This is a genomic window from Saccharopolyspora antiqui, from assembly GCF_052246905.1.
Classification (GTDB): Bacteria; Actinomycetota; Actinomycetes; order Mycobacteriales; family Pseudonocardiaceae; genus Saccharopolyspora.
On record NZ_JBQQBO010000001.1, the window covers coordinates 553,025 to 574,643 of the forward strand.

20 protein-coding genes are annotated in these 21,619 nt (G+C 68.9%); 12 read left to right on the forward strand and 8 right to left on the reverse strand.

All coding sequences use genetic code 11. The features are described 5' to 3' along the window. Positions 1-28 precede the first annotated feature (28 nt). From ACTWQN_RS02485 to ACTWQN_RS02500, 4 genes are all read right to left on the reverse strand, one after another. Positions 29-877 carry an NTP transferase domain-containing protein gene (locus ACTWQN_RS02485; RefSeq protein ID WP_443201645.1) on the reverse strand — a complete coding sequence of 283 codons (849 nt, stop codon included), beginning with the start codon at positions 875-877 and terminating at the stop codon, positions 29-31. 74 nt (positions 878-951) lie between these two features. After that, positions 952-1,977, reverse strand: a complete 1,026-nt coding sequence (locus ACTWQN_RS02490) for an ABC transporter ATP-binding protein (RefSeq protein ID WP_443201646.1) — start codon at positions 1,975-1,977, stop codon at positions 952-954. 2 nt (positions 1,978-1,979) lie between these two features. Then, complete coding sequence (locus tag ACTWQN_RS02495; RefSeq protein ID WP_443201647.1) at positions 1,980-2,801, reverse strand: ABC transporter permease; 822 nt, start codon at positions 2,799-2,801, stop codon at positions 1,980-1,982. After that, positions 2,802-3,803, reverse strand: a complete 1,002-nt coding sequence (locus ACTWQN_RS02500; protein ID WP_443201648.1) for an extracellular solute-binding protein — start codon at positions 3,801-3,803, stop codon at positions 2,802-2,804. 91 nt (positions 3,804-3,894) lie between these two features. On the opposite strand from ACTWQN_RS02500, the gene ACTWQN_RS02505 reads away from it, so the two are divergent. Beyond that, positions 3,895-4,812 carry a substrate-binding domain-containing protein gene (locus tag ACTWQN_RS02505; RefSeq protein ID WP_443201649.1) on the forward strand — a complete coding sequence of 306 codons (918 nt, stop codon included), beginning with the start codon at positions 3,895-3,897 and terminating at the stop codon, positions 4,810-4,812. A gap of 366 nt (positions 4,813-5,178) precedes the next feature. Here the strand turns inward: ACTWQN_RS02505 and ACTWQN_RS02510 are convergent, their stop codons facing one another. After that, positions 5,179-5,973: an IclR family transcriptional regulator gene (locus ACTWQN_RS02510; RefSeq protein ID WP_443201650.1), complete on the reverse strand. Its 795-nt coding sequence runs from the start codon at positions 5,971-5,973 to the stop codon at positions 5,179-5,181. A 159-nt stretch (positions 5,974-6,132) separates the two neighbouring features. Here ACTWQN_RS02510 and ACTWQN_RS02515 point away from each other — a divergent pair, with 159 nt between their 5' ends. The 9 genes from ACTWQN_RS02515 to ACTWQN_RS02555 all read left to right on the forward strand — a co-directional run bounded on the left by ACTWQN_RS02515 (position 6,133) and on the right by ACTWQN_RS02555 (position 13,507). After that, positions 6,133-7,470, forward strand: a complete 1,338-nt coding sequence (locus ACTWQN_RS02515; protein ID WP_443201651.1) for an MFS transporter — start codon at positions 6,133-6,135, stop codon at positions 7,468-7,470. Beyond that, entirely contained in the window at positions 7,470-8,288 is an 819-nt protein-coding gene (locus ACTWQN_RS02520) for an N-acyl homoserine lactonase family protein (protein ID WP_443201652.1), read from the forward strand. The genes ACTWQN_RS02515 and ACTWQN_RS02520 overlap by 1 nt, the downstream gene beginning before the upstream one ends. Beyond that, entirely contained in the window at positions 8,285-9,127 is an 843-nt protein-coding gene (locus ACTWQN_RS02525; protein WP_443201653.1) for an SDR family NAD(P)-dependent oxidoreductase, read from the forward strand. Before ACTWQN_RS02520 ends, ACTWQN_RS02525 begins: the two co-directional genes overlap by 4 nt. Next, positions 9,124-10,026 (forward strand): NAD(P)-dependent oxidoreductase, encoded by a 903-nt coding sequence (locus ACTWQN_RS02530; RefSeq protein ID WP_443201654.1) that lies wholly within the window; start codon positions 9,124-9,126, stop codon positions 10,024-10,026. The genes ACTWQN_RS02525 and ACTWQN_RS02530 overlap by 4 nt, the downstream gene beginning before the upstream one ends. Beyond that, positions 10,023-10,415 carry a cupin domain-containing protein gene (locus tag ACTWQN_RS02535; RefSeq protein WP_443201655.1) on the forward strand — a complete coding sequence of 131 codons (393 nt, stop codon included), beginning with the start codon at positions 10,023-10,025 and terminating at the stop codon, positions 10,413-10,415. The genes ACTWQN_RS02530 and ACTWQN_RS02535 overlap by 4 nt, the downstream gene beginning before the upstream one ends. A 21-nt stretch (positions 10,416-10,436) precedes the next feature. Further along, on the forward strand, positions 10,437-10,832 hold the full coding sequence (gene pcaC / locus ACTWQN_RS02540; RefSeq protein WP_443201656.1) for a 4-carboxymuconolactone decarboxylase: 396 nt from the start codon (positions 10,437-10,439) through the stop codon (positions 10,830-10,832). After that, entirely contained in the window at positions 10,829-11,740 is a 912-nt protein-coding gene (locus tag ACTWQN_RS02545; RefSeq protein ID WP_443201657.1) for an NAD(P)-dependent oxidoreductase, read from the forward strand. Before pcaC ends, ACTWQN_RS02545 begins: the two co-directional genes overlap by 4 nt. Beyond that, positions 11,737-12,507: a carboxymuconolactone decarboxylase family protein gene (locus ACTWQN_RS02550; RefSeq protein WP_443201658.1), complete on the forward strand. Its 771-nt coding sequence runs from the start codon at positions 11,737-11,739 to the stop codon at positions 12,505-12,507. The genes ACTWQN_RS02545 and ACTWQN_RS02550 overlap by 4 nt, the downstream gene beginning before the upstream one ends. Before the next feature lie 142 nt (positions 12,508-12,649). After that, positions 12,650-13,507, forward strand: coding sequence for an SAM-dependent methyltransferase (locus ACTWQN_RS02555; RefSeq protein ID WP_443201659.1), 858 nt, complete (start codon positions 12,650-12,652; stop codon positions 13,505-13,507). Positions 13,508-13,583: 76 nt separating this feature from the next. Here the strand turns inward: ACTWQN_RS02555 and ACTWQN_RS02560 are convergent, their stop codons facing one another. After that, a complete protein-coding gene (locus tag ACTWQN_RS02560) occupies positions 13,584-17,417 on the reverse strand; it encodes a glycoside hydrolase family 2 TIM barrel-domain containing protein (RefSeq protein WP_443201660.1) in 3,834 nt (1,277 codons plus the stop codon). A 313-nt stretch (positions 17,418-17,730) separates the two neighbouring features. Between ACTWQN_RS02560 and ACTWQN_RS02565 the strand changes: the two genes are divergently transcribed. Then, a complete protein-coding gene (locus ACTWQN_RS02565; RefSeq protein WP_443201661.1) occupies positions 17,731-18,504 on the forward strand; it encodes a dienelactone hydrolase family protein in 774 nt (257 codons plus the stop codon). 127 nt (positions 18,505-18,631) lie between these two features. Here the strand turns inward: ACTWQN_RS02565 and ACTWQN_RS02570 are convergent, their stop codons facing one another. Further along, complete coding sequence (locus ACTWQN_RS02570) at positions 18,632-19,606, reverse strand: zinc-binding alcohol dehydrogenase family protein (protein ID WP_443201662.1); 975 nt, start codon at positions 19,604-19,606, stop codon at positions 18,632-18,634. Between the two features lie 29 nt (positions 19,607-19,635). Further along, complete coding sequence (locus ACTWQN_RS02575; protein ID WP_443201663.1) at positions 19,636-20,532, reverse strand: alpha/beta fold hydrolase; 897 nt, start codon at positions 20,530-20,532, stop codon at positions 19,636-19,638. A gap of 402 nt (positions 20,533-20,934) precedes the next feature. Between ACTWQN_RS02575 and ACTWQN_RS02580 the strand changes: the two genes are divergently transcribed. Beyond that, positions 20,935-21,567, forward strand: a complete 633-nt coding sequence (locus tag ACTWQN_RS02580) for a CGNR zinc finger domain-containing protein (RefSeq protein ID WP_443201664.1) — start codon at positions 20,935-20,937, stop codon at positions 21,565-21,567. The last annotated feature ends 52 nt before the right edge of the window (positions 21,568-21,619 follow it).

The following is a 21,619-nucleotide window of genomic DNA, read 5'->3' on the forward strand; positions in this document are numbered from 1 at the left end:
TAAGCCCGCGGCGCGACATACCGGTCGTTCAGCCGCCCGCGTCCGCCGACAGGAACGCGACGGTATCCCCCGCCACCAGCGGCAAAAGCGCGTCGCGAGTGACCTGGTCGCCGTTGAGCGCGGCCACGATGTATCGATCCAGCGCCAGCTCCACCGACGCCGCTGCCGCACCGAGCGTCGCCGCTCGCACCTTGCGGGGACGGTGCCTGCCACCGCGAGCGAGAGCACCGAAGCACTCGACGACGATCTCCGGTGCCGGACGTTGCCTCGCCGCCGCGTAGTCCGCCGGGGTGTTGGCGTTCACCACGGACTCCAACGTCGGGTCATGCCGCGCGAGTGCGGTGTCCGCCAACAGTCGCGCGTCGTCGAGCTCCGCCACGTCGCAATGCTTGAACAGCATGCCGGGACGAAGTTCGCCTTCGGCGAGGAGATCCGCGATCAGCCCGGACAGCGCCGTCCGGTACCCGGCCGCCAGCGGTTGGCGGAAACCGCGTGCCACCGGCAACAGCATGTCGGCCCCGGTCTCGGTCAGACCGCGCAGCACGCGCCGGATGAAGTCCGGGTGCAGGAACGGCATGTCCGTGGAACAGACGAACGCCGTCTCTGCTTTGTCCTCGACAGCCGCGAGCCCGGCGGCCACACCCTGCATCGGGCCAAGCCCTTCCACCGGATCCTCGACAACACCGACCCCAGCAGGCAACGCGGGCAACTCCTGGCCGGGCGCGGCCACCACGATCACCGGGCCGTCCACCGTCCGGGCCAGCACCGCGGCGGTGCGGTACAGCAACGTCGATCCGTGCCATTCCAGCCCGGCCTTCGGCCTGCCCATTCGCGTGGAGCGCCCGCCCGCGAGCACGACACCTGCCGTAGTCTGCACGCGGCGATGATAGGCCAGCGCCGAAGTTCACCGCCGTCGCCGAAGGATTCGCCGCTTCCCCCAACGTTTTCCGATCAGGCCGAGCTGGGGATCGCGCAGATCGAATCAGCGGGGAGCGTGACCGTGACCTCGGTGCCCGCCGGGGGCAGGCGGTCGAGGTCGCGGTGCAGCACCATCGCGGTGATCAGCGGTGTGGTGTCCAGCAGCACGCGGGCGAGCGGGAGCGTCGGCACCACCTCGCGGACGCGGGTCCGTGCTCGCAGCGCGGGCGCCTGCTGGTCGTCCGCATCGATGCGGACGTCCTCCGGCCGGTAGTACAGCGTCTTGGTCGCGTTGTTCGGGGCGAGGTTCATCCGCAGCTCGCCGACCCGGCAGCCGTCGGCGTCGCGGTCGACCGGGCCGAGCTCGGTCCAGCCGAGCAGCCGCGCGGCGATCGCGTCGGTGGGGTGCCGCGCGACGTGTCCCGTCGCGCCGGTCTGGCGCAGTGTGCCAGCGGCGATGATGGCGATGTCGGTGGCGATTCCCAGCGCCTCGTCGCGGTCGTGGGTGACGTGGACCGCGGGCACCGCGAGCTCGCGCAGGGTGTCCCGCAGCACCTCGCGGAGCTCTTCGCGAACGGGTTGGTCCAGGGCCGAGAGCGGTTCGTCGAGCAGCAGGGTCGCGGGCCGGGCGGCGAGCGCGCGGGCCAGTGCGACGCGCTGGCGCTCCCCACCGCTGAGCGATCGGGGCGACCGCTTCGCGAGGTGGGCGATGCCGAACACGTCCAGCAGGTCGTCGACCTGCCGACCGCGGCGGTTCCCGCGCAGCGACGGTGCGAAGCCGACGTTGTCGCGAACGGACAGGTGCGGGAACAGCGCGGCGTGCTGGAACACCACGCCGATGCGGCGTCGCTCCGGTGGCAGTCCGGTGATGTCCTGGCCGTCGAGGAGCACGCTGCCGCTTCGAGGGGCGCGGAAGCCCGCGATGGTCTCCAGCAGCACGCTCTTACCGGCACCGGAGGGGCCGAGCACGGCCAGCACCTGTCCGGCCGGAACGGCCAGGTCCAGCGGACCGAGGCGGAAGTTGCCCGCCTGGGCGAGCAGTCCGGAGACCGACAGCACGGCTACCTCCTGGCACGTTCTGCGCCGGTGACGAGCCAGCCCGACGCGAGGGTGCGGAAAACCAGGAACGTCGCCAGCGCCACGACGAGCAGCAGCACGGCCGCCGCCGAAGATTCGTCGAGCCCGGCGGACAGGAAGAGGTCGTAGATGGCGACCGGCGCCGTGGCCGGGTAGTAGGCGAGGATGGCGACCGCTCCGAACTCGCTGATCGAGCGGGCGTAGACCAGCACGGCACCGGTCAGCACGCCCCGCCACGCCAGCGGCATGGTGATCCGCCGGAACGTTTGCCAAGGCGTGGCTCCGAGACTCCGCGCGGCGCGTTCGACGTCGTGGTCGAGGGTCTCGAACACGACGCGGGCGCTGTTGACCGCGAAGGGCGCGCTGACGAACAGCATCGCCACCACGATGCCGAGCTGGGTGCCGTAGAAGGACACGCCGGTGGCCTCCAGCGGGCCGCCGATCCAGCCCGTGCGGCCGAACACGAACAGCAGCGCGATCCCGGCGACGGTGTGCGGAATGGTCAACGGCAGGTCGACCACCGCTTGCACCAGCGCCCGGCCGGGGAACCGGTGCCGGGCGAGGAGGTAGGCCAGCGGAACCCCGAGGACGGTGGCGATCACGGCGGTGACGGCCGCGGCTTCGACGCTCAGCAGCAGCGCGTCGCGGATCTGGGCGTTGGCGATCGCGGCGTTCAGGCTGCTGGGCGGGCTGGCGGTGACCAGTCCGAGCACCGGCAACAGGATGAACCCCAGCAGCAGCCCGCTGGCCAGCCACACCAGCGCCGGGAACGCCCCGGCCGACAACCGCGCGGCGAGGCCGGTCACTCAGCCTCCGGGCAGCGTGGTCGGCTTGGTGACCGCGGCCAACGAGCCGGGCAGGTTCGCGCCGCCGGACACGGCGGGGTTGACCACGGTGAAGCCGTTGTCGCTCATGATCTGCTGTCCGGCCGGGCTGAGGACGAATTCGATGAACCGCAGCGCCGCCGTCGGATTGGGTGCGTTGGTGGGGATCGTCAGCGCGTACACGATCGGCCGACCGGTTCGGACCCCGGAGGCCGTCGGCAACTGGACGGCCTCGTACGCCGCGGCCTGAGCCGGGTCGGACAAGTCGATTTGGGCGGGAAGATCGATGAACCGCAGGTCGTGCTGCAGCGCGTCGGAGCGGTAGATGCCCAAGTAGTCGATCTGCCCCGAGGTCACGGCGGGCAGCAACTGGGTCTCGGTGCCGACCATGGTCTCCGGCGGGGAGTTGGCCAGCACACCGGACGCGAGATTCGGTGCGCCGTAGTAGTTCTGGGCCAGGTTCAGCATCTGCAGCACCTGGTAGCCCGACGGGTCGGTGTCCGGGTTCGACCGGCCGATGCGCACCCCGGGTCGGGACAGCACCTGGTACCAGTTCTCCGGGGTCAGCTCGGCGGCACCCGCGCTGCGGTCGGTGTAGGCGAAGGTGATCCGGTTCGAGGCGAAGCCGACGTACCAGTCGGCGAACCTGGCGCCGTCGTCGGCTTCGAACATCTCCGACGGGATCAGCGTGTAGTCGGCGACGCCGACCACGTCGACCGGTGTGCCCAGTTCGGTCGCACGACGAACCACCTCGACGCTGCCCGCGAACCGGGACTGCACCGTCACGTCCGGGTTCTGCGCCTTGAACGCGTCGATGACCGCGCCGAAGGGTCGCGCCAGGGTGCCCGCGCCGTTGACGACGAGCGTGCCGGACACCGGTCCCGCCTGATCGGCGCCTGGCGACGACGGCGAACCGCAGGAGGCCACCAGCGCGGCGGAGCACAGCAAGGACAGCACTATCGTCGAACGGAAACCGCGCCGCATGCCTGACTCCTTCTGTGGCAGCACAGATGCGGTACAAGGCTAAGCGGCAATGGATCTTTAGGACAACACCGGATCTTGAGGACAACACCCGATGACGCGCTACCTCGAACTCAGCGCCGAAATCGCGCGGGCCATCCGGGCCGGGGAGCTGGCGCCGGGCGCGGAGTTGGCGAGCGTCCGCGACCTGGCGCAGACCCGGTCCACCACGGTCGCCACCGCGAGCCGCGCCTACCGCCATCTCGCCGAGCACGCGGTGATCCGCATCGAGTCGCGTCGACGTGCGACGGTCAGCCCGGACGGTCCGATCGCCGCCCAACGCCTGCTGGACGGCGCGCTGGTGTTCCGGCTCGCCGGTAGCGATGATCCGGCCCTGGACTGGCTGTTGCGCCACGTCGGCGAAGCGGTGTCGGTCGTCCCCGCGCCCGGCAGCCTGCAGGGCCTCACCGCCGTGGCCAAGGGCACCGCCGATGGCGCCACCGTCCACCTGCGCCACCACTCCGGCGTCTACAACGCCCCGTTCGCGCGGGCGGTCCTGCGCGGTAGATCTCCGACGCTGGTCCACCTGTGGCGCCGCGAGCAAATCCTGCTGCTGCCCGCGGGCAATCCCCGTGGCATCACGGACATCCGCCAGGTCGGTGGCCTGCGCATCGCCAAGCGGAGTCCCGGCACGGGCACCAGGATGCTGCTGGACGACGTCCTCACCACCGCCGGGCTGTCGCCGGATGACATCCCCGGCGCGGAACTGGGCTCGCACCTGGAGGTCGCGCTCGCGGTCGCCACCGGCGCGGCGCACGCGGGCCTCGCCGTCCGCGCTGCCGCCGCCGACCTCGACCTGTCGTTCCTGCCGGTTGCGTGGGAGGACTACGACCTCGTCCTGCCAGCGGCGGCTCTCGGCGCCGCCGCCCCGCTGATCCACGCGGTGCGGGACCCCGCCGTGGCGGACGCCATCACCGGCTTCGGCGGCTACGACCTGTCGCGAGCCGGTGCCATCGAGGAACTCGGCGGCTGAACGCCTGCCGAGAGGGCCCGCGGTGATCGCTGGCTTTTCCAGACAGACCAACGGAGACGAAAAATGCGGTGGAGTGGGCGCGCGGGCCCCGCCCGCCCGCCCACTCCACCGTCCCCCTGCCCCCCCGGGCTGATGGCTCGCTAGTCGTCGAAGCGACCGGCGACCATCTGCTCATCGAAGCCGATCGCGTCCAGATCAGCGTCGCCGTCCGTCCCCCTCCGAAGCTTCACCGGACCACCCCTCGTCAGCCTTCGACACCAGCTACACGCATGCCCGCCGGAGGACGGTTCACCGAACGTCCGTGACCGCGATCACAAAGCAAGCGGAACGCGGGACCGCTACGGCGGCGGGTGCCAGCGCGGGATGTCAGGTGAGTGCGTGTGCAGCGCGGTAGCCGAGAAGCGAATTGACCTTCTCCGCCCCGCGCATCACCATCTCGGCCAGGGTCTCCTTGGCGTCCTCCTGGAAACGCACCTTCGGGATGGTGAGCGTCAGGCTGCCGACGGCGATCCCGTCCGCGTCGAGAATCGGCGCCGCGATGCCGCGGGAGCCGGGAATCTTCTGGCCGCGTGAGAACGCCCAGCCCTGCTGCCGGATGAGCTCCAGCTCGCGCCGCAGTGCGCTCGCGCTGGGCGGTCGCTCACCCGTGCCGGGGGCGGGCGAGCGGTCGGCCAGGACGGTGTCGATCTCCTCCTCGGGCAGGAAGGCCAGGATCGCGCGGCCGGAGGCGCCCCAGATGACCGACGCCGGGGAGTTCAGCTCGATCCGGTACGACAGCGGATTCGGGGAGGTGTGCTCCGCGGCGTAGATCATCTGACGTCTGCGGGGCAGGTAGACGCCGAGCAAGCAGGCTTCTTGGCTGCGCTGCACGACTTCGGCCATGATCGGTCGGGCGAGCTTCACCAGGTCGCGTCGGCTCGTCAGCAGCGCACCGAGCCGCTGGTATTCCACGGTGGGACGCCATCGCCGCGTCACCGGGTCGGCTTCGAGCATGTCCTCCTTCGCCAGCAGGTCCAGCAGGCGGTGCACCGTGGGACGCGGCAGTCCCACCGTCTCGGCGAGCTCGGCGACGCTGATGTCCTCGCCTGCTTCGACGACGGCGCGCAACACCGCGACGACTCGGGCGACGGTCCCGGTGGGCGCGACGGAATCGGTTCGCATAGCGAAATATCTTATCACTCAGCGGACACCAGACGAGTCGCTCACCCGATTGACAACCCCTCGTCACGGACCTACTTTGAACGACACCAAGTCCACTGAACGATGAGCGTGTCCACTCAGCGGACACTCGATCAGAGTTGATCGTAGGAGTCGAGCGAGATGACCTCAGCCCCACCGGCCAGCGCACGCCGGACACGACATCGGGCGGCGCTTGCCGCCGGTGTCGGCAACTTCATGGAGTGGTTCGACTTCGCCGTCTACGGCTTCTTCGCGCCGACCATGGGGAAAGTGTTCTTCCCGGACAGCAGCGCCACGATGGGTCTGCTGTCGTCGCTGGCCGTGTTCGGCGTGGCGTTCTTCTTCCGACCCGTCGGAGGGCTGGTCCTCGGCTCGCTCGGCGACCGCCGCGGACGGCGGCTCACGCTGTCGGTCTCCGTGCTGATGATGGGCATCACGACCACCCTCATCGGCGTGCTGCCCAGCTATCAGGCGGTCGGCGTGCTCGCACCGGTGCTGCTGGTCGTCTTCCGCTGCTTGCAGGGGTTCTCCGCGGGCGGCGAGTGGACCGGATCGTCGGCGTTCCTGCTGGAGATGACCCCGAGCCACCAGCGCGGCCTGTTCGGCAGCGTCATCTCGGCGACCGCGGCGCTGGCCACGGTCGTCGGCAGCTTCGTCGCGCTGCTGGTGCAGTCGCTGGTGAGCGCGGAAGACATGGTCTCGTGGGGCTGGCGGATACCCTTCCTGATCGCCGCGCCGCTGGCGCTGATCGGCCTCTACGTGCGGCTGAAGCTGGCCGAGACGCCGGTGTTCGAGGAGCTCAAGGCGCGCGGTGAGGTGGTTGACAAACCGCTGCGGCGCGCGGGCAGCCGCGATCTCAAGCCGGTCCTGCTCACCCTCGCGATCGCCGCGGTCCAGGGGCTGGGTTTCTACTACCTGGCCACCTACGTGGTGAACTACCTGTCCCAGACCGTGCAACTCTCGCGCACCGACGCACTGGTGCTCAGCGCGATCGGCCTGGCCGTCTACATGGCGCTGTGCCCGGTCGCCGGGGCGATCTCCGACCGGTTCGGCCGCCGCCGGGTCAACCTCACCGGCAGCGTCGGCTACATCGTGCTGGGACTGCCCGCGTTCGTCCTGATGGGCCAGGGCGGCGTGGCACCGGTGCTGCTCGGCATGCTGCTGCTCGTCGTGCCGCAGTCGCTGGTCAGCGTCACCACCGTGGTCATGCTGGTCGAACTGTTCCCGGCGGCGACCCGCTCCAGCGGCAGCGCCACCGGGTTCAACATCGCGCTGGCCTTCATCGCCGGGCCGGGACCGTTCGTCGCCAGCGCGATCGCAAGCGCCACGGGCAGCAGCGTGTGGCCAGCGTCTTACCTGGTGCTGGTCGCCCTGATCGCCACGGTTTTCCTGTGGAAGCACCTGCCCGAGACCGCGGGTCGGCACATCGGTGCCGATGAACACGTTGCGCAACCCTGCCGGGTACCGGAGGTGAGCTGATGACCGAGGACACCTACGAGGTTCTCGCGGTGCGCTTCGCGACCCGCCAGACCGTCGCGAGCCAGGTCTACCTCAACTACCACGTCTACGGCGAACCCGACCGTCCACTTGGGATGGACTACTTCTTCTGGGTGCTGCGCGGCACCGAACGCACCATCATCGTCGACACCGGTTTCACACCCCAGGTCGGTGACCGCCGGGGCCGGACGATGACCTGCCCGGTGCCCGAGGCGCTCGGCCGACTCGGCATCGATCCCGCCGGTATCGACCAAGTCGTGATCACGCACGGACACTACGACCACACCGGTAACATCGACCTGTTCCCGCGTGCGGAAATCCTGATTTCCGCACGGGAGCTGGACTTCTGGACCGGACCCTACGCCCATCGCGTCCAATTCGGACACTCCGCCGAGCCACCCGACATCGTGGCGATCAGCAATGCCGACCGGGACGGGCGGGTCACCCGGCTGCCCGAGCGGCACCAGCTCGCACCGGGCATCGAGCTGCGGGAGATCGGCGGCCACACCCCCGGCCAGTTGGCCGCGCTCGTCCGCACCGACGGCGGCACGGTGGTCCTGGCATCGGACGCGGTGCACTACTACGAGGAGGTCGAGCTCGACCGGCCGTTCCTGGTGGTCGCCGACCTTGAGGCGATGTACCGGGGGTTCGACGAGCTGGCGGCCCTCGCCGCCGAACCCGGCACGGTGCTGCTGCCAGGCCACGATCCGCTGGTGCTGGAGCGGTTCGAGCCGCTGGACCCCGCCGACCCCGGCTTCGCCGTCCGGGTCCGGCCCGACGCGGAAAAGGAGGACCGATGAGCCGTTCGCTGCAAGGCAAAGTCGCGGTGGTGACCGGCGCCGCCCACGGGATCGGCGCGGCGAGCGCACACCGGCTCGCCCGCGAAGGCGCCAGCGTGGTCGTGGTCGACCTCGACCACGATGCCGTCCGCGAGCTCGCGGACGAACTGCCCGGCCCGGCGGTCGCCGTCGCTGGTGACGTCTCGCGGGAGGAAGACGTCGAGCGCTACGCGCGGGTCGCCGTCGAGGAGTTCGGCCGCCTCGACCTGCACCACCTCAACGCTGGCATCGTTGGGGCGTTCACCGAGCTGCCCGATCTGAGCGTCGACGACTTCGACCGCGTCCTGGGCGTCAACCTGCGCGGGCCCTTCCTCGGCGTGCGCGCGGCGTTCCGCCGGTACCGCACCCAGGGCGGGGGTGGCGCGATCGTCATCACCGCGTCGATCGCCAGCCTGCGCGGCAGCCACGACCTCCTGCCGTACCAGGCGTCCAAGCACGGGGTGCTCGGCCTCATGCGCGCAGCGGCGATGTACGGCGGCCCGATGGGCGTGCGGGTCAACGCGGTCGCGCCCGGCCTGGTCCCGACCGGGTTGTTCAGCGCCGCCCGGGGCGAGTCCGGTGGCGGGGACGACATGATCCGCCGCGGCACCACGGTTCCGTTGCGCCGCACCGGGACCCCGGACGAAATCGCCTCCGTGGTGGCCTTCCTGCTCAGCGATGACGCCGCATACGTGCACGGCGAAGTCGTGTCCGTGGACGGCGGATCCGCGATCGTCAGCACCGTACGGCCGTCGGGCGGCGCGGGCGCCTGGGACACCACCGCCGTGGACCGACGGGAAGAGGGAACGGAGACAACATGAGTACGCCACGAATTGGCGTGATCGGGCTCGGCAACATGGGCGGCCGCATCACCCGCCGCATCGTCGACAGCGGGCAACCGGTGATCGGCTACGACCCGGTGCCGGGACGCGCCGACGCGGCGGGCGCGACCGCCGCGTCGTCGATCGCCGAGGTCACCAACGCCGCCGACCACCTGCTGCTGTCCCTACCGGACAGCACCGTCATCGAGAAGGTCGTGCTCGGCGACGACGGTGTGCTGGCCAACAGCCGGGACGGGCAGATCGTGGTCGACCTCAGCACCGCGGCGCCGTCGTCGACCGTGCGGCTGCACGCCGAGTTCGCCGAGCGCGGCGTCGAATACGTCGACGCGGGCATCTCCGGCGGCGCGGCGGCCGCCGAGAAGGGCACGCTGACCCTGATGGTCGGCGGCTCCACCGAGGCGCTGGCTCAGCTGGCGGAGACGCTGAAGCCGTTCAGCGCCAAGGTGATCGCGATGGGCGCCAGCGGTGCCGGGCACACCACCAAGGTGCTCAACAACTTCCTCAACGCCGTCAGCCTCGCCGCCACTGCCGAGGTGATGGTGGCCGGGCGCAAGGCAGGTCTCGACATGCACCGGCTGCTGGAAGTCCTCAACTCCAGCAGCGGCGTCAACTTCGCCACGCTCAACCGGTTCCCGCACATCGTGGACGGCGACTACCTCGAAGGCGGGCTCACGAGCACGCTCATGATGAAGGACGTCGTGCTGTACGTGAACCGGCTGCGCGAGCTCGGCGTGCCCGCGCTCAACTCCCCCGGCCCGATGGCGAGCTTCGGCCTGGCCAACGCACTCGGCTACGCCGACCAGATCAGCAACCGCGTCGTCGACGCGATCGGCGATGCCGCTGGCGGAATCCGGCTGCACGACGAGGAGGCGCGGTGAAGCTCATCCACGGCAGGCCCGAGAAGGGTGCGACCGAGCAGCGGGGCGCGACGTTCGACGGCACGGTCTGGGCCGATCCGGTCCTGCCCACGACAGATGGCGTCACGATCAACTCGGTGTTCTTCACCCCGGGCGCGCGCACGCACTGGCACCGGCACGAACGCGGCCAGATCCTGCAGGTGACCACCGGCAGCGGTTGGGTGTGCAGCGAGGGCGAAGCGCCGCAACGACTTCAGCCCGGTGACGTGGTGTGGGTGCCGCCGGGCGAGCGGCACTGGCACGGCGCGAGCACCGGGTGCGCCCTCGCGCACGTGGCCATCTCGCTCGGCACCACGGAGTGGGAAGAACCGGTGGACGAGGACGAATACCTCGGCGCGCAACGGCAGTGAACGACGAAGGGAAGACCGGACATGGACCAGGCACGATTCGACGAGGGACTCAAGGCGCGGAAGGAAGTGCTGGGCGCGGACCACGTTGAACGGTCGCTGGCGAAGGTCACCGAATTCAGCAGGCCCGTTCAGGAACTCGTGACCGAGTACTGCTGGGGCGAGGTGTGGACCCGCGAAGGCTTGGAGCGCAAGACGCGCAGCCTGCTCAACCTCACGATGCTCACCGCCCTCAACCGGATGCATGAACTCGCGGTGCACGTCCGAGGGGCGGTGCGCAACGGCTGCACGCAGACCGAAATCCAGGAGGCGCTGCTCCAGACGGCGATCTACTGCGGTGTGCCAGCCGCGTTGGAGTCGTTCCGCGTCGCCGAGCGGGTGCTGACCGAACTGCGGGCGGAAGGGATCGACGTCCCGTGACCACCCCACTGGCCCCCGGCGCGGTGCTCGGCTTCATCGGGCTCGGCAACATGGGCACGCCCATGGTCCGTCGGCTCGTCGAAGCCGGTTACACCGTCCGGGGTTTCGACACCGACCCGGCCGCACGCGACCGCATCGCCGGACTGGGCGCCGAACCGGTCGCCGAACTGGCCGCGGTCACCGAAGGCGCGGCCGCGATCCTGCTCATGCTGCCGAGCTCCGACGTCGTGGAGCACGTGCTCGACGAAGCGGGACTGCTCGACGCCGCCACACCCGGCACCGTGCTCGTCGACATGGGCTCGTCGCGCCCGCACTCGACGCGGATGTTGGCCGACCGGGCAGCAGGCCGAGACCTGCGAATGGTCGACGCACCGGTGTCCGGCGGAGTCGGCGGCGCCGAAGCGGGCACGCTCACCATCATGGTCGGCGGTGCCGCCGAGGACGTGGCGCGGGTGCGCCCGCCGCTGGACTGCCTGGGCGGCAAGGTCACCCACGTCGGCGGTATCGGCGCGGGCCACGCGCTCAAGGCGCTGAACAACCTGATGTCGGCCACCCACCTGCTGGTCAGCTCCGAGGCACTGCTGGCAGGCCGGGAGTTCGGCCTCGATCCCGCCGTGATGCTGGAAGTCGTCAACGGCTCCAGCGGCCGCAGCGGGTCCACCGAGGCGAAATGGCCGAATTTCGTGCTGCCCGGCACGTTCGATTCCGGGTTCGGCCTGCGCCTGATGCTCAAGGACATGCGGATCGCGGTCGACCTCGCCGAGGAGACCGGATGGCCCGCGCTGCTCGGCGAGGCAGCGGTCGAACTGTGGGCCAAGGCGGCTGAGGAGCTGCCCGCCTCGGCCGATCACACGGAAATCGTGCGGTGGCTGACGGACACGCACGAGGGAAAGGAAGAACGAGCATGACGTCGACGGGACTGACCGAGCACCAAGAGGAGCTCAAGGCCGAGTTCATCCGGGTCCGCGGGACCTGGAGCGACGCGTGGCAGAGCATCCTGCGGCTGGACCCGGACTTCCTGGCGGCGTACCTGAAGTTCTCCGCCGTGCCGTGGCGGAAGAACCACCTCGACAACAAGGTCAAGGAATTCATCTACATCGCCGCCGACGCCGCGGCGACCCACCTCTACACACCCGGTATCCGCCAGCACATCCGGGCCGCCCTGGCGTTCGGCGCGACGCGGGAGGAGGTGATGGAGGTCCTCGAACTGACCTCCACCCTCGGCATCCACGCGGCCAACATCGGGGTGCCGCTGCTGCTGGAAGTGCTCGAAGAAGAGGGACTGCGCACCGGGCCGAAACCGCTGGACGAGAACCAGGAGCGGATCAAGGCCGAGTTCACCGAGAACCGCGGCTACTGGCACTCCTTCTGGGACGGGATCTTGGAGGTCGACCCGGAGCTGTTCGAGGCCTACACCGAGTTCTCATCGGTGCCGTGGCGCACCGGTGTGCTCGAACCCAAGGTGAAGGAGCTCATCTACACGGCCTTCGACGCCTCCGCCACGCACCTGTACGTCCCAGGTCTGAAGCTGCACATGCGCAACGCCGTCCGCTACGGCGCGACGCAGGAAGAGATCGTGGAGGTGCTGGAGATCGTCAGCGTGATCGGCATCCACGCCGCCACCGTCGCCGTACCGATTCTCGCCGAGGAGCTCGAACGCGCCGAACAAGCTTGACCGGGGACTGTTTCGAGAAACGACGTTGATCAGGTCGTGCCGAGGAGTTGGTGGGCCTCGGCATCCGGATGCTCACAGCGCGGGGTCGAACTACTACAATCCGATGCGCCAGATCGGCCGTCTTGGGCAAAGGATTGTCGCCATGAGCGAGCAGGACCCGTTCCTCCCGCAAGGAGTCGACCTCAGTCGGCCGAGCGTAGCCCGGGTCTACGACTGGTACCTGGGCGGTAACGCCAACTGGGCCATCGACCGCGAATTCGGGCAACGCGTGCTCGCCGAGTTCCCGCTGCTGCGCCCCATCGCGATCGCCAACCGGCTGTTCCTGCACCGGGCCGTGCGCCAGCTGCGCAAGCAAGGCATCCGGCAGTTCATCGATATCGGCTCCGGCGTGCCCACCATGGGAAACACCCACGCCGTCGCCGACGAAGCCGCCCCGGACGCACGGGTCGTCTACGTGGACAACGAACCCGTCGCCGTCGCCCACTCCCAAACGCTGCTCGAACAGCACGGCGACCCCGCTCGCCACGCGGTCATCAACGCGGACCTGCGCAATCCCGAGCTCCTGTGGCAACGGGCGATCGAAACCGGCGTACTGGACTTCGAAGAGCCGATCGCGCTGCTGTTCATCGCCGTTCTCCACGTCATGCAGCCAGGCCCGGACGGCACCGACATCTCGCCGACGGTCCTCACGCGGTACCGCGAGTTGCTAACACCCGGTTCCTACCTGGCCATCTCGCACATCACCGACGACGGGGTGCCCGAGCAGATCTCCGGAAAGCTCGTCGAACTCAAGAAGCTGTACGACACGGCGAGCAGCCCGGTGATCTGGCGCTCCCGGACGCAAATCGGCGAGCTCTTCGGAGACTTCCAGCTCATGGAGCCAGGAATGACCTGGACACCCCTGTGGCACTCCGAAGACAGCAGTCCGAACTCACCCGAGATCGACTTCAGGACCCCCGAGGAGTCCGTCATCTGGGCAGGAGTCGGCCGCAAACCCTGAACCGCCGGTCGCGGACGGGCAGCATCCGCAACATGAACCACCTTCACCTCGCGACGGCCCTTCGCCAACGGATCGGTCAGGGCAGTGGTTGCAGCAGAACCGAGTAGCTGTGCGGTTGGTCCGGGCGCACCCGGTACTGCTCCTGCACCGGCACCGGGGTGTCACCGAGGCCGGTCACCGCGGCACTGACGTGCAGGTTGACGAACCCGTCCCGGCGCAGCTGCCAGCCGAAATCGGTGCGTTCGGTGTTGGAATAGCGGTTCACCGCGACGTTGAACGCGTCGCCGGAGACCAGCAGCCCGCCGTCGGTGGCGGACAGCGCCGCCCACGAGGTCTCCGTTTTCACGCCGTTGTCCTGCGGCGGCAGGAAATCGAACCATTGCGCGTCCACCGACCCGGACCAGCGGCCGAGGTGCGCGGAGTTCTTGCGGTCCGGGTAGGACTCGCCCGGTCCCCTGCCGTACCAGTCCAGGGTGGCGAACGATTCCGGTACCCGGAGCGAGAAACCGATCTTCGGCAGCCAGGGCAGTGACCGCAACCGCTCGCCATAGGCCGCCACCCGGTGATCCAGCCGGATCCGCCCGGCACCGTCGATGGTGTAGGTCCACCTGCTGGTGAAGCCGTTGTCCGCTACGTCGGGGGCGGCCGAATCGGTGTCGATCACGACCCGGACCTGTTCTGGCGCCGGTTGATCGACCTGGACGGATCGGGTGGTGGTGCGCAGCCGGTCCAGCCCGACGGCGCGGAACTGCGCCTCCGGCTCGATCCCGCTCCATTCGCTCCACTCGTTGCCGATGGGCGCCCGGAACACGTCGAGCTGGGGGCCGCCGACGAGCCGCTCGACCCCGCCCGCGTTCAGCGACGACAGGGTGCCAGCCTGCCGGTCGAAGGTGTAGTTGAACTCGGCTCCCCGGACCGTGATCGCCGCATCGGTTTGCTCGAAGGTGGGGTTGGCCGCTGGTGGGGCCGGATCGACCGGTGGCGGCGGAGGTTTCGTCCCACCGGCGCGGAGTTGCTCGGTGGCCACGACATGCCCGGCGGGGATGCTCGGAGCAGCCACCTTCAGCGCCGCGTCCAACACCAGGAACCGTTCGGTCTCACCGGCGGGCGGGAGATCGAGGGCGACCTCCGCCGCACCGCCCGGCGGCACGTCGACGTCGATCGGGCCGCTGGCGAGTTCCCGACCGCCCTCGACCAGTTTCCAGCGCAGGTCGTACGCGGTGGTTGGCAGCGTGTGGTTGAGGTTGCGGACGACGAACCGGCCGACCCCGGAGTCCTCGAACCGGATCGGGGCGTGGCTGTAGGCCATCTGCGCCAGTTCGGGCTGCGGAACCCGGTCGGCGTTGATCACCCCGTTGGCGAGGAAGTTCGACGATCCGTAGTCGAGGAACTCGCCCCGCTGTTCCTCGACTTCGAAGTCCAGCGCCAGCACGGCCTCGCCGCTGGGGTCAACGCCTGCTGCGATCCGTTCCGGCGCCAGCGCCACGTCGTACACCCGCGCCGAGTCGACCACGGCGTGCGCGGTGCGGCCCGCGTACTGGTCGCGGTGCTTCTCCTGATTGCGCCCGACGGAGACGGTGTACATCGTGTTCTGCGCGATCTCGCCGCGGTACGGCTCCGTGGCGACCTGCTCGCCGTCGATGAACAGCCGCACCTGGGAACCGTCGTAGGTGCCGGTCAAGCGGTGCCAGTTCCCCCACCAGTCAGGCGGCACGGCGACCCGCGCGGTGTGCCAGGAGTCGTTGCCGTAGACGAAGAACTCGACGTGGTCCGCATCCGGCATCTGCAACGCCCACTGCTTGTCGCCCTTGGTCAGGAACGCCGCGGAGCCCGCCCAGGACAGCGGTTTCACCTGGATGTCGAGGGTGACGGCACGGCCGCCGATGTCGAGCTTCGGGTCCCGGTACGCCTCCGCCCAATCGTCCAAACCGGACAGTCGCAGGCCGTTGCCGTCCGCACCTGGCACGGTCACCGGATTCCCGCCCAGGTGAGCGGGAAGGTTGTTGCCGGAGGAATCCGGGGAGATGCGCAGCGGCCGCAGCAGGCCCTGATCCACCCAGTCCCACACGAAACCGCCCTGCAGCGACGGTTCCCGGCGGATGGTCTGCCACATGTCCTCGTAGTGGCCGAGGCTGTTGCCCATCGAATGCAGCCACTCGCCCATGATCACCGGTTTGGTGGTTTCCCGGGCGATCTCTTCCAGCGACTGCGGTGACGGGTAGCGCGGACCCCAGATGTCCGCGAAAGGCGCGTCCCCGTCCGGGACGTTGGACTGGTGGTACAGCGGCCGGGTCGGGTCGGTGGCGCGGGCGTGTTCGGCCATCGCGTAGTGCGCCTCGCCGAGCCCGGCCTCGTTGCCGGTGTCCCAGAACATGACGCTCGGGTGGTTCTTGTCGCGTTCCAGCAGGGCGTTGAAGCGGTCGGCGAACGCCGACTGCCATTCGTCGCGGTCGGCGAGGCAGTCCATGCCCGGTTCGGTCGCCTCGCAGTCCTCCCGGTAATGGGTTTCGATGTCGACCTCGTCGGCCAGCAGCAGGCCGTTGCGGTCGGCCAGCCGGTACCAGAACGGGTCGTCCGGGTAGTGCGCGGTCCGCACCGCGTTGACGTTGTGCTGCCGCATCAGTGCGACGTCTTCGCGTTGCCGTTCGCGGCTGACGGTGCGACCGGTTCGCGGGTCGTGCTCGTGCCGGTTCACGCCGCGCAGGTCGACGCCTTTCCCGTTGAGCAGGAACTGTTCACCGCGAACCTCGACTTCCCGAAAGCCCACCGGTTGTTCGGTGACGTGGATGAGGTTGCCGCGGGCGTCGAGCAGTTCGACCACCACCGTGTACAGCTCGGGTGTTTCGTCGCTCCACAACCGGGGTTGCGGGACGGGCGCGGTGAGTTCGACCGCCGCACCGGCGCCCTCGATCTCGACCTGCCGACCGAAGCTGGTCACCGCTGCCCCGGCCGGGTCGTGCAGGGTGGCCCGCACGCTGTGCGGACCGCTGCTACCGCCGTCCACGCGGCGTAGTTCGACGCCAAGTCGCAGGTCGGCGTTGCGATAGCGGTCGTCGAGGTCGGTGCGGACCGTGATGTCTTCGAGGTGGGTGCGGGGCACGCTGTAGAGCTGCACGCCGCGGAACATCCCAGCGAGATGCCAGAAATCCATGTTCTCCAGGTAGGAACCGGAACTCCACCGGTGCACCTGGACGGCGATGGTGTTCGTGCCTGGTCGCAGGTGCCTGGTCACGTCGAATTCGGCAGGGGTGTAGCCACCCTGGTCGTAGCCGACGTATTGGCCGTTGATCCAGACGAACCAGCCGCTGGTGACCCCTTCGAACCGGAGCAGCTGGCGTCGCCCGTTCCAGTCCTCGGGTACTTCGAAGGCCCGCAGATAGGCGCCGGTCGGGTTGATGTCGTCGGGAACCCGTGGTGGATCGTAGGGCGCGATCTCGGACGGGACGTTGCGGTAGATCGGCCGGTCGTAGCCCTGCTGCTGCCACACGCCGGGAACGTTGATCTCGCCCCACTGCTCGGAGTTCCCGCCGGTCTGCCAACCGGACGGGAGGTCGCGGTAGTGGTCGGCGTACTGGAATCTCCAGCGCCCGTCGAGGGAGCGGGTCCAGGGGGTCGGGGTGTCCGCCGGGGCGTCGGTGTCGTGGCGGGCGCCGTCCAGGGCCTGCTGCGGACCGGCGTAGGGGCGCAGCAGCGCGTGCTGGGGTTCCTGGTTCTCCCCGGTGCGCCGCGGGTCTTCCAGGTAGGACTCGATGGTCGCGGGATCGAGCGGGCCGTTGATCTGCTGGGCCTGGGCCGCGGTCAAAGGCAGTCCACCGATCACGATCGCCACGGCGGTGGCGGCGACCAGCCTCCGCCGGGCAGTCCACCGGGACTGGCCTTCGAACCGGCTGCCACGTCCGCCGACCGACATGGGCGCCTCCGCTCGCGCACACGACGGTGCATCGTGTGCTTTGTTGTTCGAAAACGAACGCCGATGTCGGAGTTTGTCCGGTCGCAAAGGGAAGATCAATGAATTGTGGGCGAATTGCCCTGAACGGCTCATGCGGGCGATGCGTGCCATTGGTCGCCCCAGGTCGGCCGCAGCCCACCGGCGCCACAACCGCATCGAGTAACCTTCCGGATGGGTCCGAACGGCGCATTGCCGTGGCCCACGCCGTACTCGGGCCAGCCGACCCCACGGAACCACTCGGCACATCGCGGTTTACGAGGAGAGAGCACCGTCCATGAACGCCGTACGCGGAACTTCGGTGGACATCCCCACGCCGGATGGCGTCGCTGACGCCTACCTTGCCCACCCCGACACCACCGGGCCCCACCCTGCAGTTCTGTTCTACATGGACGCCTTCGGCCTGCGTCCCCACTTGATCAAGATGGCCGACCGGCTGGCCTCGTCCGGCTACACCGTCTTGGTGCCCAACGTCTTCTACCGGCACGGGCGCACGCCGGTGATCGAGGTGCCCGAGTTCATCGACCCCGGCCAACGCCCCGAGATCTTCCAGCAGATCGGCCCGCTCATCCAGGCGCTGACCCCCGAGCTCGCGATGCGCGACGCCGGGGCCTACCTCGATTGGTTGGCCACCCGCCCCGAGGTGACCACCGGGCCGGTCGGCATCACCGGCTACTGCATGGGAGCGGTACTGGCCCTCCGCACCGCCGGTGCCTACCCCGAGCGCGTCGCCGCCGCGGCGGGCTTCCACGGCGGCAACCTGGCCACCGAAGCCCCCGACAGCCCGCACCTGGTCGCCGACCGCATCACCGCGGAGCTCTACTTCGGACACGCCGACCAGGACGCGTCGCTGCCCACCGCCCAGATCGACCGCCTCGACGAAGCACTCACGGCGGCAGGTGTCCGCCACCGCTGCGAGGTCTACCAAGGCGCCCACCACGGCTACACCCAAGCCGACACGGCCGCCTACCACCCCGAAGCAGCCGAACGCCACTGGACGGCGCTCCTCGACCTGCTCGACCGCACCCTCCGACCCACCGCGCAGTCGTAGCCGATCGCGGGGCGCGGCTGACCGTTCGGTGCGCGGCCCGTTCTTCCGGTACAGCCAGGCGGAAGTGCCGCTCACCGGCTGTCGAGCTCGTTGTTTCGGGTGCCCTTCGCGGTACGGACGCGGCTGATCAGGAGTGGACGACGACCATCTTGCCGCGGGCTTCGTTGGCTTCCATCACGCGATGCGCTTCGCGTACTTCCTCGAAGCCGAACACCCGTGATGGCTTCGCCTTCAGGCGACCGGCCGCGACCTGTTCCGCGATCGTCTGCAGCGGCACGTCGGAGAGCGGGAAACCGGGGGTTCCGAACACGAAGCTGCCGAAGAAGGTCAGGTACACGCCGCTTGCCATCTGCAGCAGCGGGTTGAAGTCGGCGATCGGGTCGAGACCGCCCAGCCACCCGGCCAAGCATGCGCGGCCGCCCCGGCGCAGCAGGGCGAGGGAATCGAGGATGGTGCTGTTGCCCACGAGGTCCAGCACCGCGTCGAGTTGCTTGGCCTCGGCGATCCGTTGGGAGAGCTCCGGGCCCTCCAACTCGGCGCGCTCCGCCCCGAGTTCGCGCAGCATCGCGAACCGCTTCGGGTTGCGGGTGGTGGCGATGACCCGAGCACCGGCGTTGACCGCCAGGTTGAGCGCGGCCTGACCGAAGGAGGAGGTCGCGCCCCGGATGACCAGTGATTGCCCCTGCTCGATCTCCAGATTGCGGAACAGGCAGGTCCAAGCGGTGGCGTAGGTTTCCGGGATGGCCGCGAGTTCGGCCCAGGGCAGGTCGGATTCGATGAGTGCGACATTCGACACCGGTGCCCGGGTGTATTCGGCGTAGCTGCCGTTGATGGTGCGCCCGAGTCCGCCCATCAGGGCCGCGACCTTGGCGCCGACCGGGAACTCACCGCCGGGGCAGGATTTCACCAAGCCGACGCATTCGATGCCGCTGACCTCGGCGGCTTCGGCCCATTCACCTCTGCGCAGGTGCATTTCAGCGTGGTTGATGCCGAACGCCTTGACCTCGATGACGACGTGCCCGGCCGTTGGCTCCGGCTCCGGAATTTCTTTGTAGACGAGGCACTCCGGCCCGCCGAACCGTTCGATGACGATAGCGCGCATGACATCTCTCCAAGCGATGGGTCGCCCGACTACGACGCGAAAGTGGTCTTGCGGGTTGCTTGGTCGCGGGTTGCCGCGTCGAGGAACTCGCGGATCGCCGCCGCGATCTCCGCACGATGGGTTTCCAGCGCGAAGTGCCCGGTGTCGAAGAAGCGGATGTCCGCACCGGGGATGTCGCGGCGGAACGCTTCGGCCCCTGGCGGCAGGAAGAACGGGTCGTTGCGGCCCCACACCGCGAGCAACGGCGGCTGGTGGGTGCGGAAGTACTCCTGGAAGACCGGGTAGCGCGCGACGTTGCTGGCGTAATCGAGCAGCAGGTCAAGCTGAACCTCGTCGGCGCCGGGACGCGCGAGGTAGGCGTTGTCGAGCGCGTACCCGTCCGGGGAGACGAAGGCCTCGTCGGGAACACCGTGGGTGTATTGCCAGACCGTGGTCTCCGGGGCCTGGAAGACGCGGACTGCTTCCCTGTTGGCCGCCGACGGATCCTGCCAGTAGGCCCGGATGGGGTTCCAACCGTCGCTCAATCCCTCGACGTAGGCGTTGCCGTTCTGGGAGATGATCGCGGTGATGCGCTCCGGGTGCCGCACGGCGATCCGGAAGCCGACCGGCGCCCCGTAGTCGAAGACGTAGATCGCGAAGCGATCGAGGCCGACCACTTCGGTGAACCGATCGATCACATCGGCGAGGTTGTCGAACGTGTACGTGAATTCGTCGCGCGCGGGCATGTCCGACTGGCCGAACCCCGGGAGATCCGGGGCGATGAGGTGGAAGCGATCGGACAGCAGCGGGATGAGTTCCCGAAACATGTGACTCGACGTGGGGAACCCGTGAAGCAGCAACAGCGCGGGCGCGTCGGATGCCCCGGACTCGCGGTAGAAAACCTTCTGACCATCGACATCGACGGTGCGGTACGTGACGGCATTCATGATGATCTTCCTCGCAGACGTAACCAGATGAAGTCGTCGCTCTGGTTATGGAGATCGACAAATAACCCCAGCAAAAGATCTAGTGGGGTTACTCGATGATTCTTGTGGCATGGCGTCACCGAAGACGGCACGGCGGCGGGATCCGCGACCCGGCGGCCACGTTCCACTTCGATCCGCCGACCCAAGCGCAGCGCACGAATACCACGCTGTCATCACTCCAGGGTATTCCGGCATCCTCCTCTCAGCTCACCCCCGCGCGGAGCGCGACGTTCGCCAGGTTGCCCACAACTAACCGCCTCCAGCGACACTGGCAGGTTACTGCCCTAGAAGTAACTCCTCAAGAGTCGGTGAGGAGGTTATTCTGATCGGGACGTTCGTCGGCACGTCGCGAAGGTGGTTCAGATGGCTCAGCACCCCCCGGCCCTGTTCGTCGCCGAGTCCCGAGGCCTGGATTTCCTCAATTCGATCGCCACCCCGGCAGGCAAGGAGTTCGACTGGATCGACAGCGGCGATGGGCTCCTTGCCTGGCTGGAGCAGGCAGACCTGGTGCCCAGCGACGCGCTCGAAACGCTGCGGGGGCAGGCGATGCCAGGCGAGCTCGACCGGGTGGCGGCACAGGCGCGAAGCCTGCGGGAATGGTTCCGGACCTTCGTTCGCGACCGCCGGGGCAGGCCGCTGACCGCCGACGACCTCCAGGACCTGGAGCCGTTGAACCGGCTGCTCGACCGCGACGAGGGTTACGGGCAAATCGTCGCTCGGGACTCGGCCGAAGACACCGGCCTTGAGTTGCGGATGATGCGGCGGTGGCGGTCACCGGAATCGCTGCTGCTGCCGATCGGAGCGGCGCTGGCGAAATTCGTGTGCGAGGAGGACTTCTCCAACGTGAAGGCCTGCGAGGGCCCGGCGTGCAGGCTGATGTTCGTCGACCACACGCGAGGTCGTGCGCGCCGGTGGTGCAGCATGGCGATGTGCGGCAACCGCGCGAAACAGGCCGCGCACCGAAACCGACGCAGAACACAACGCACCCCCGGCTGAACGCCCGCGATCAGCCGAGGGTGCGAACTATTCGCGACGGTCCTCCGTTTTC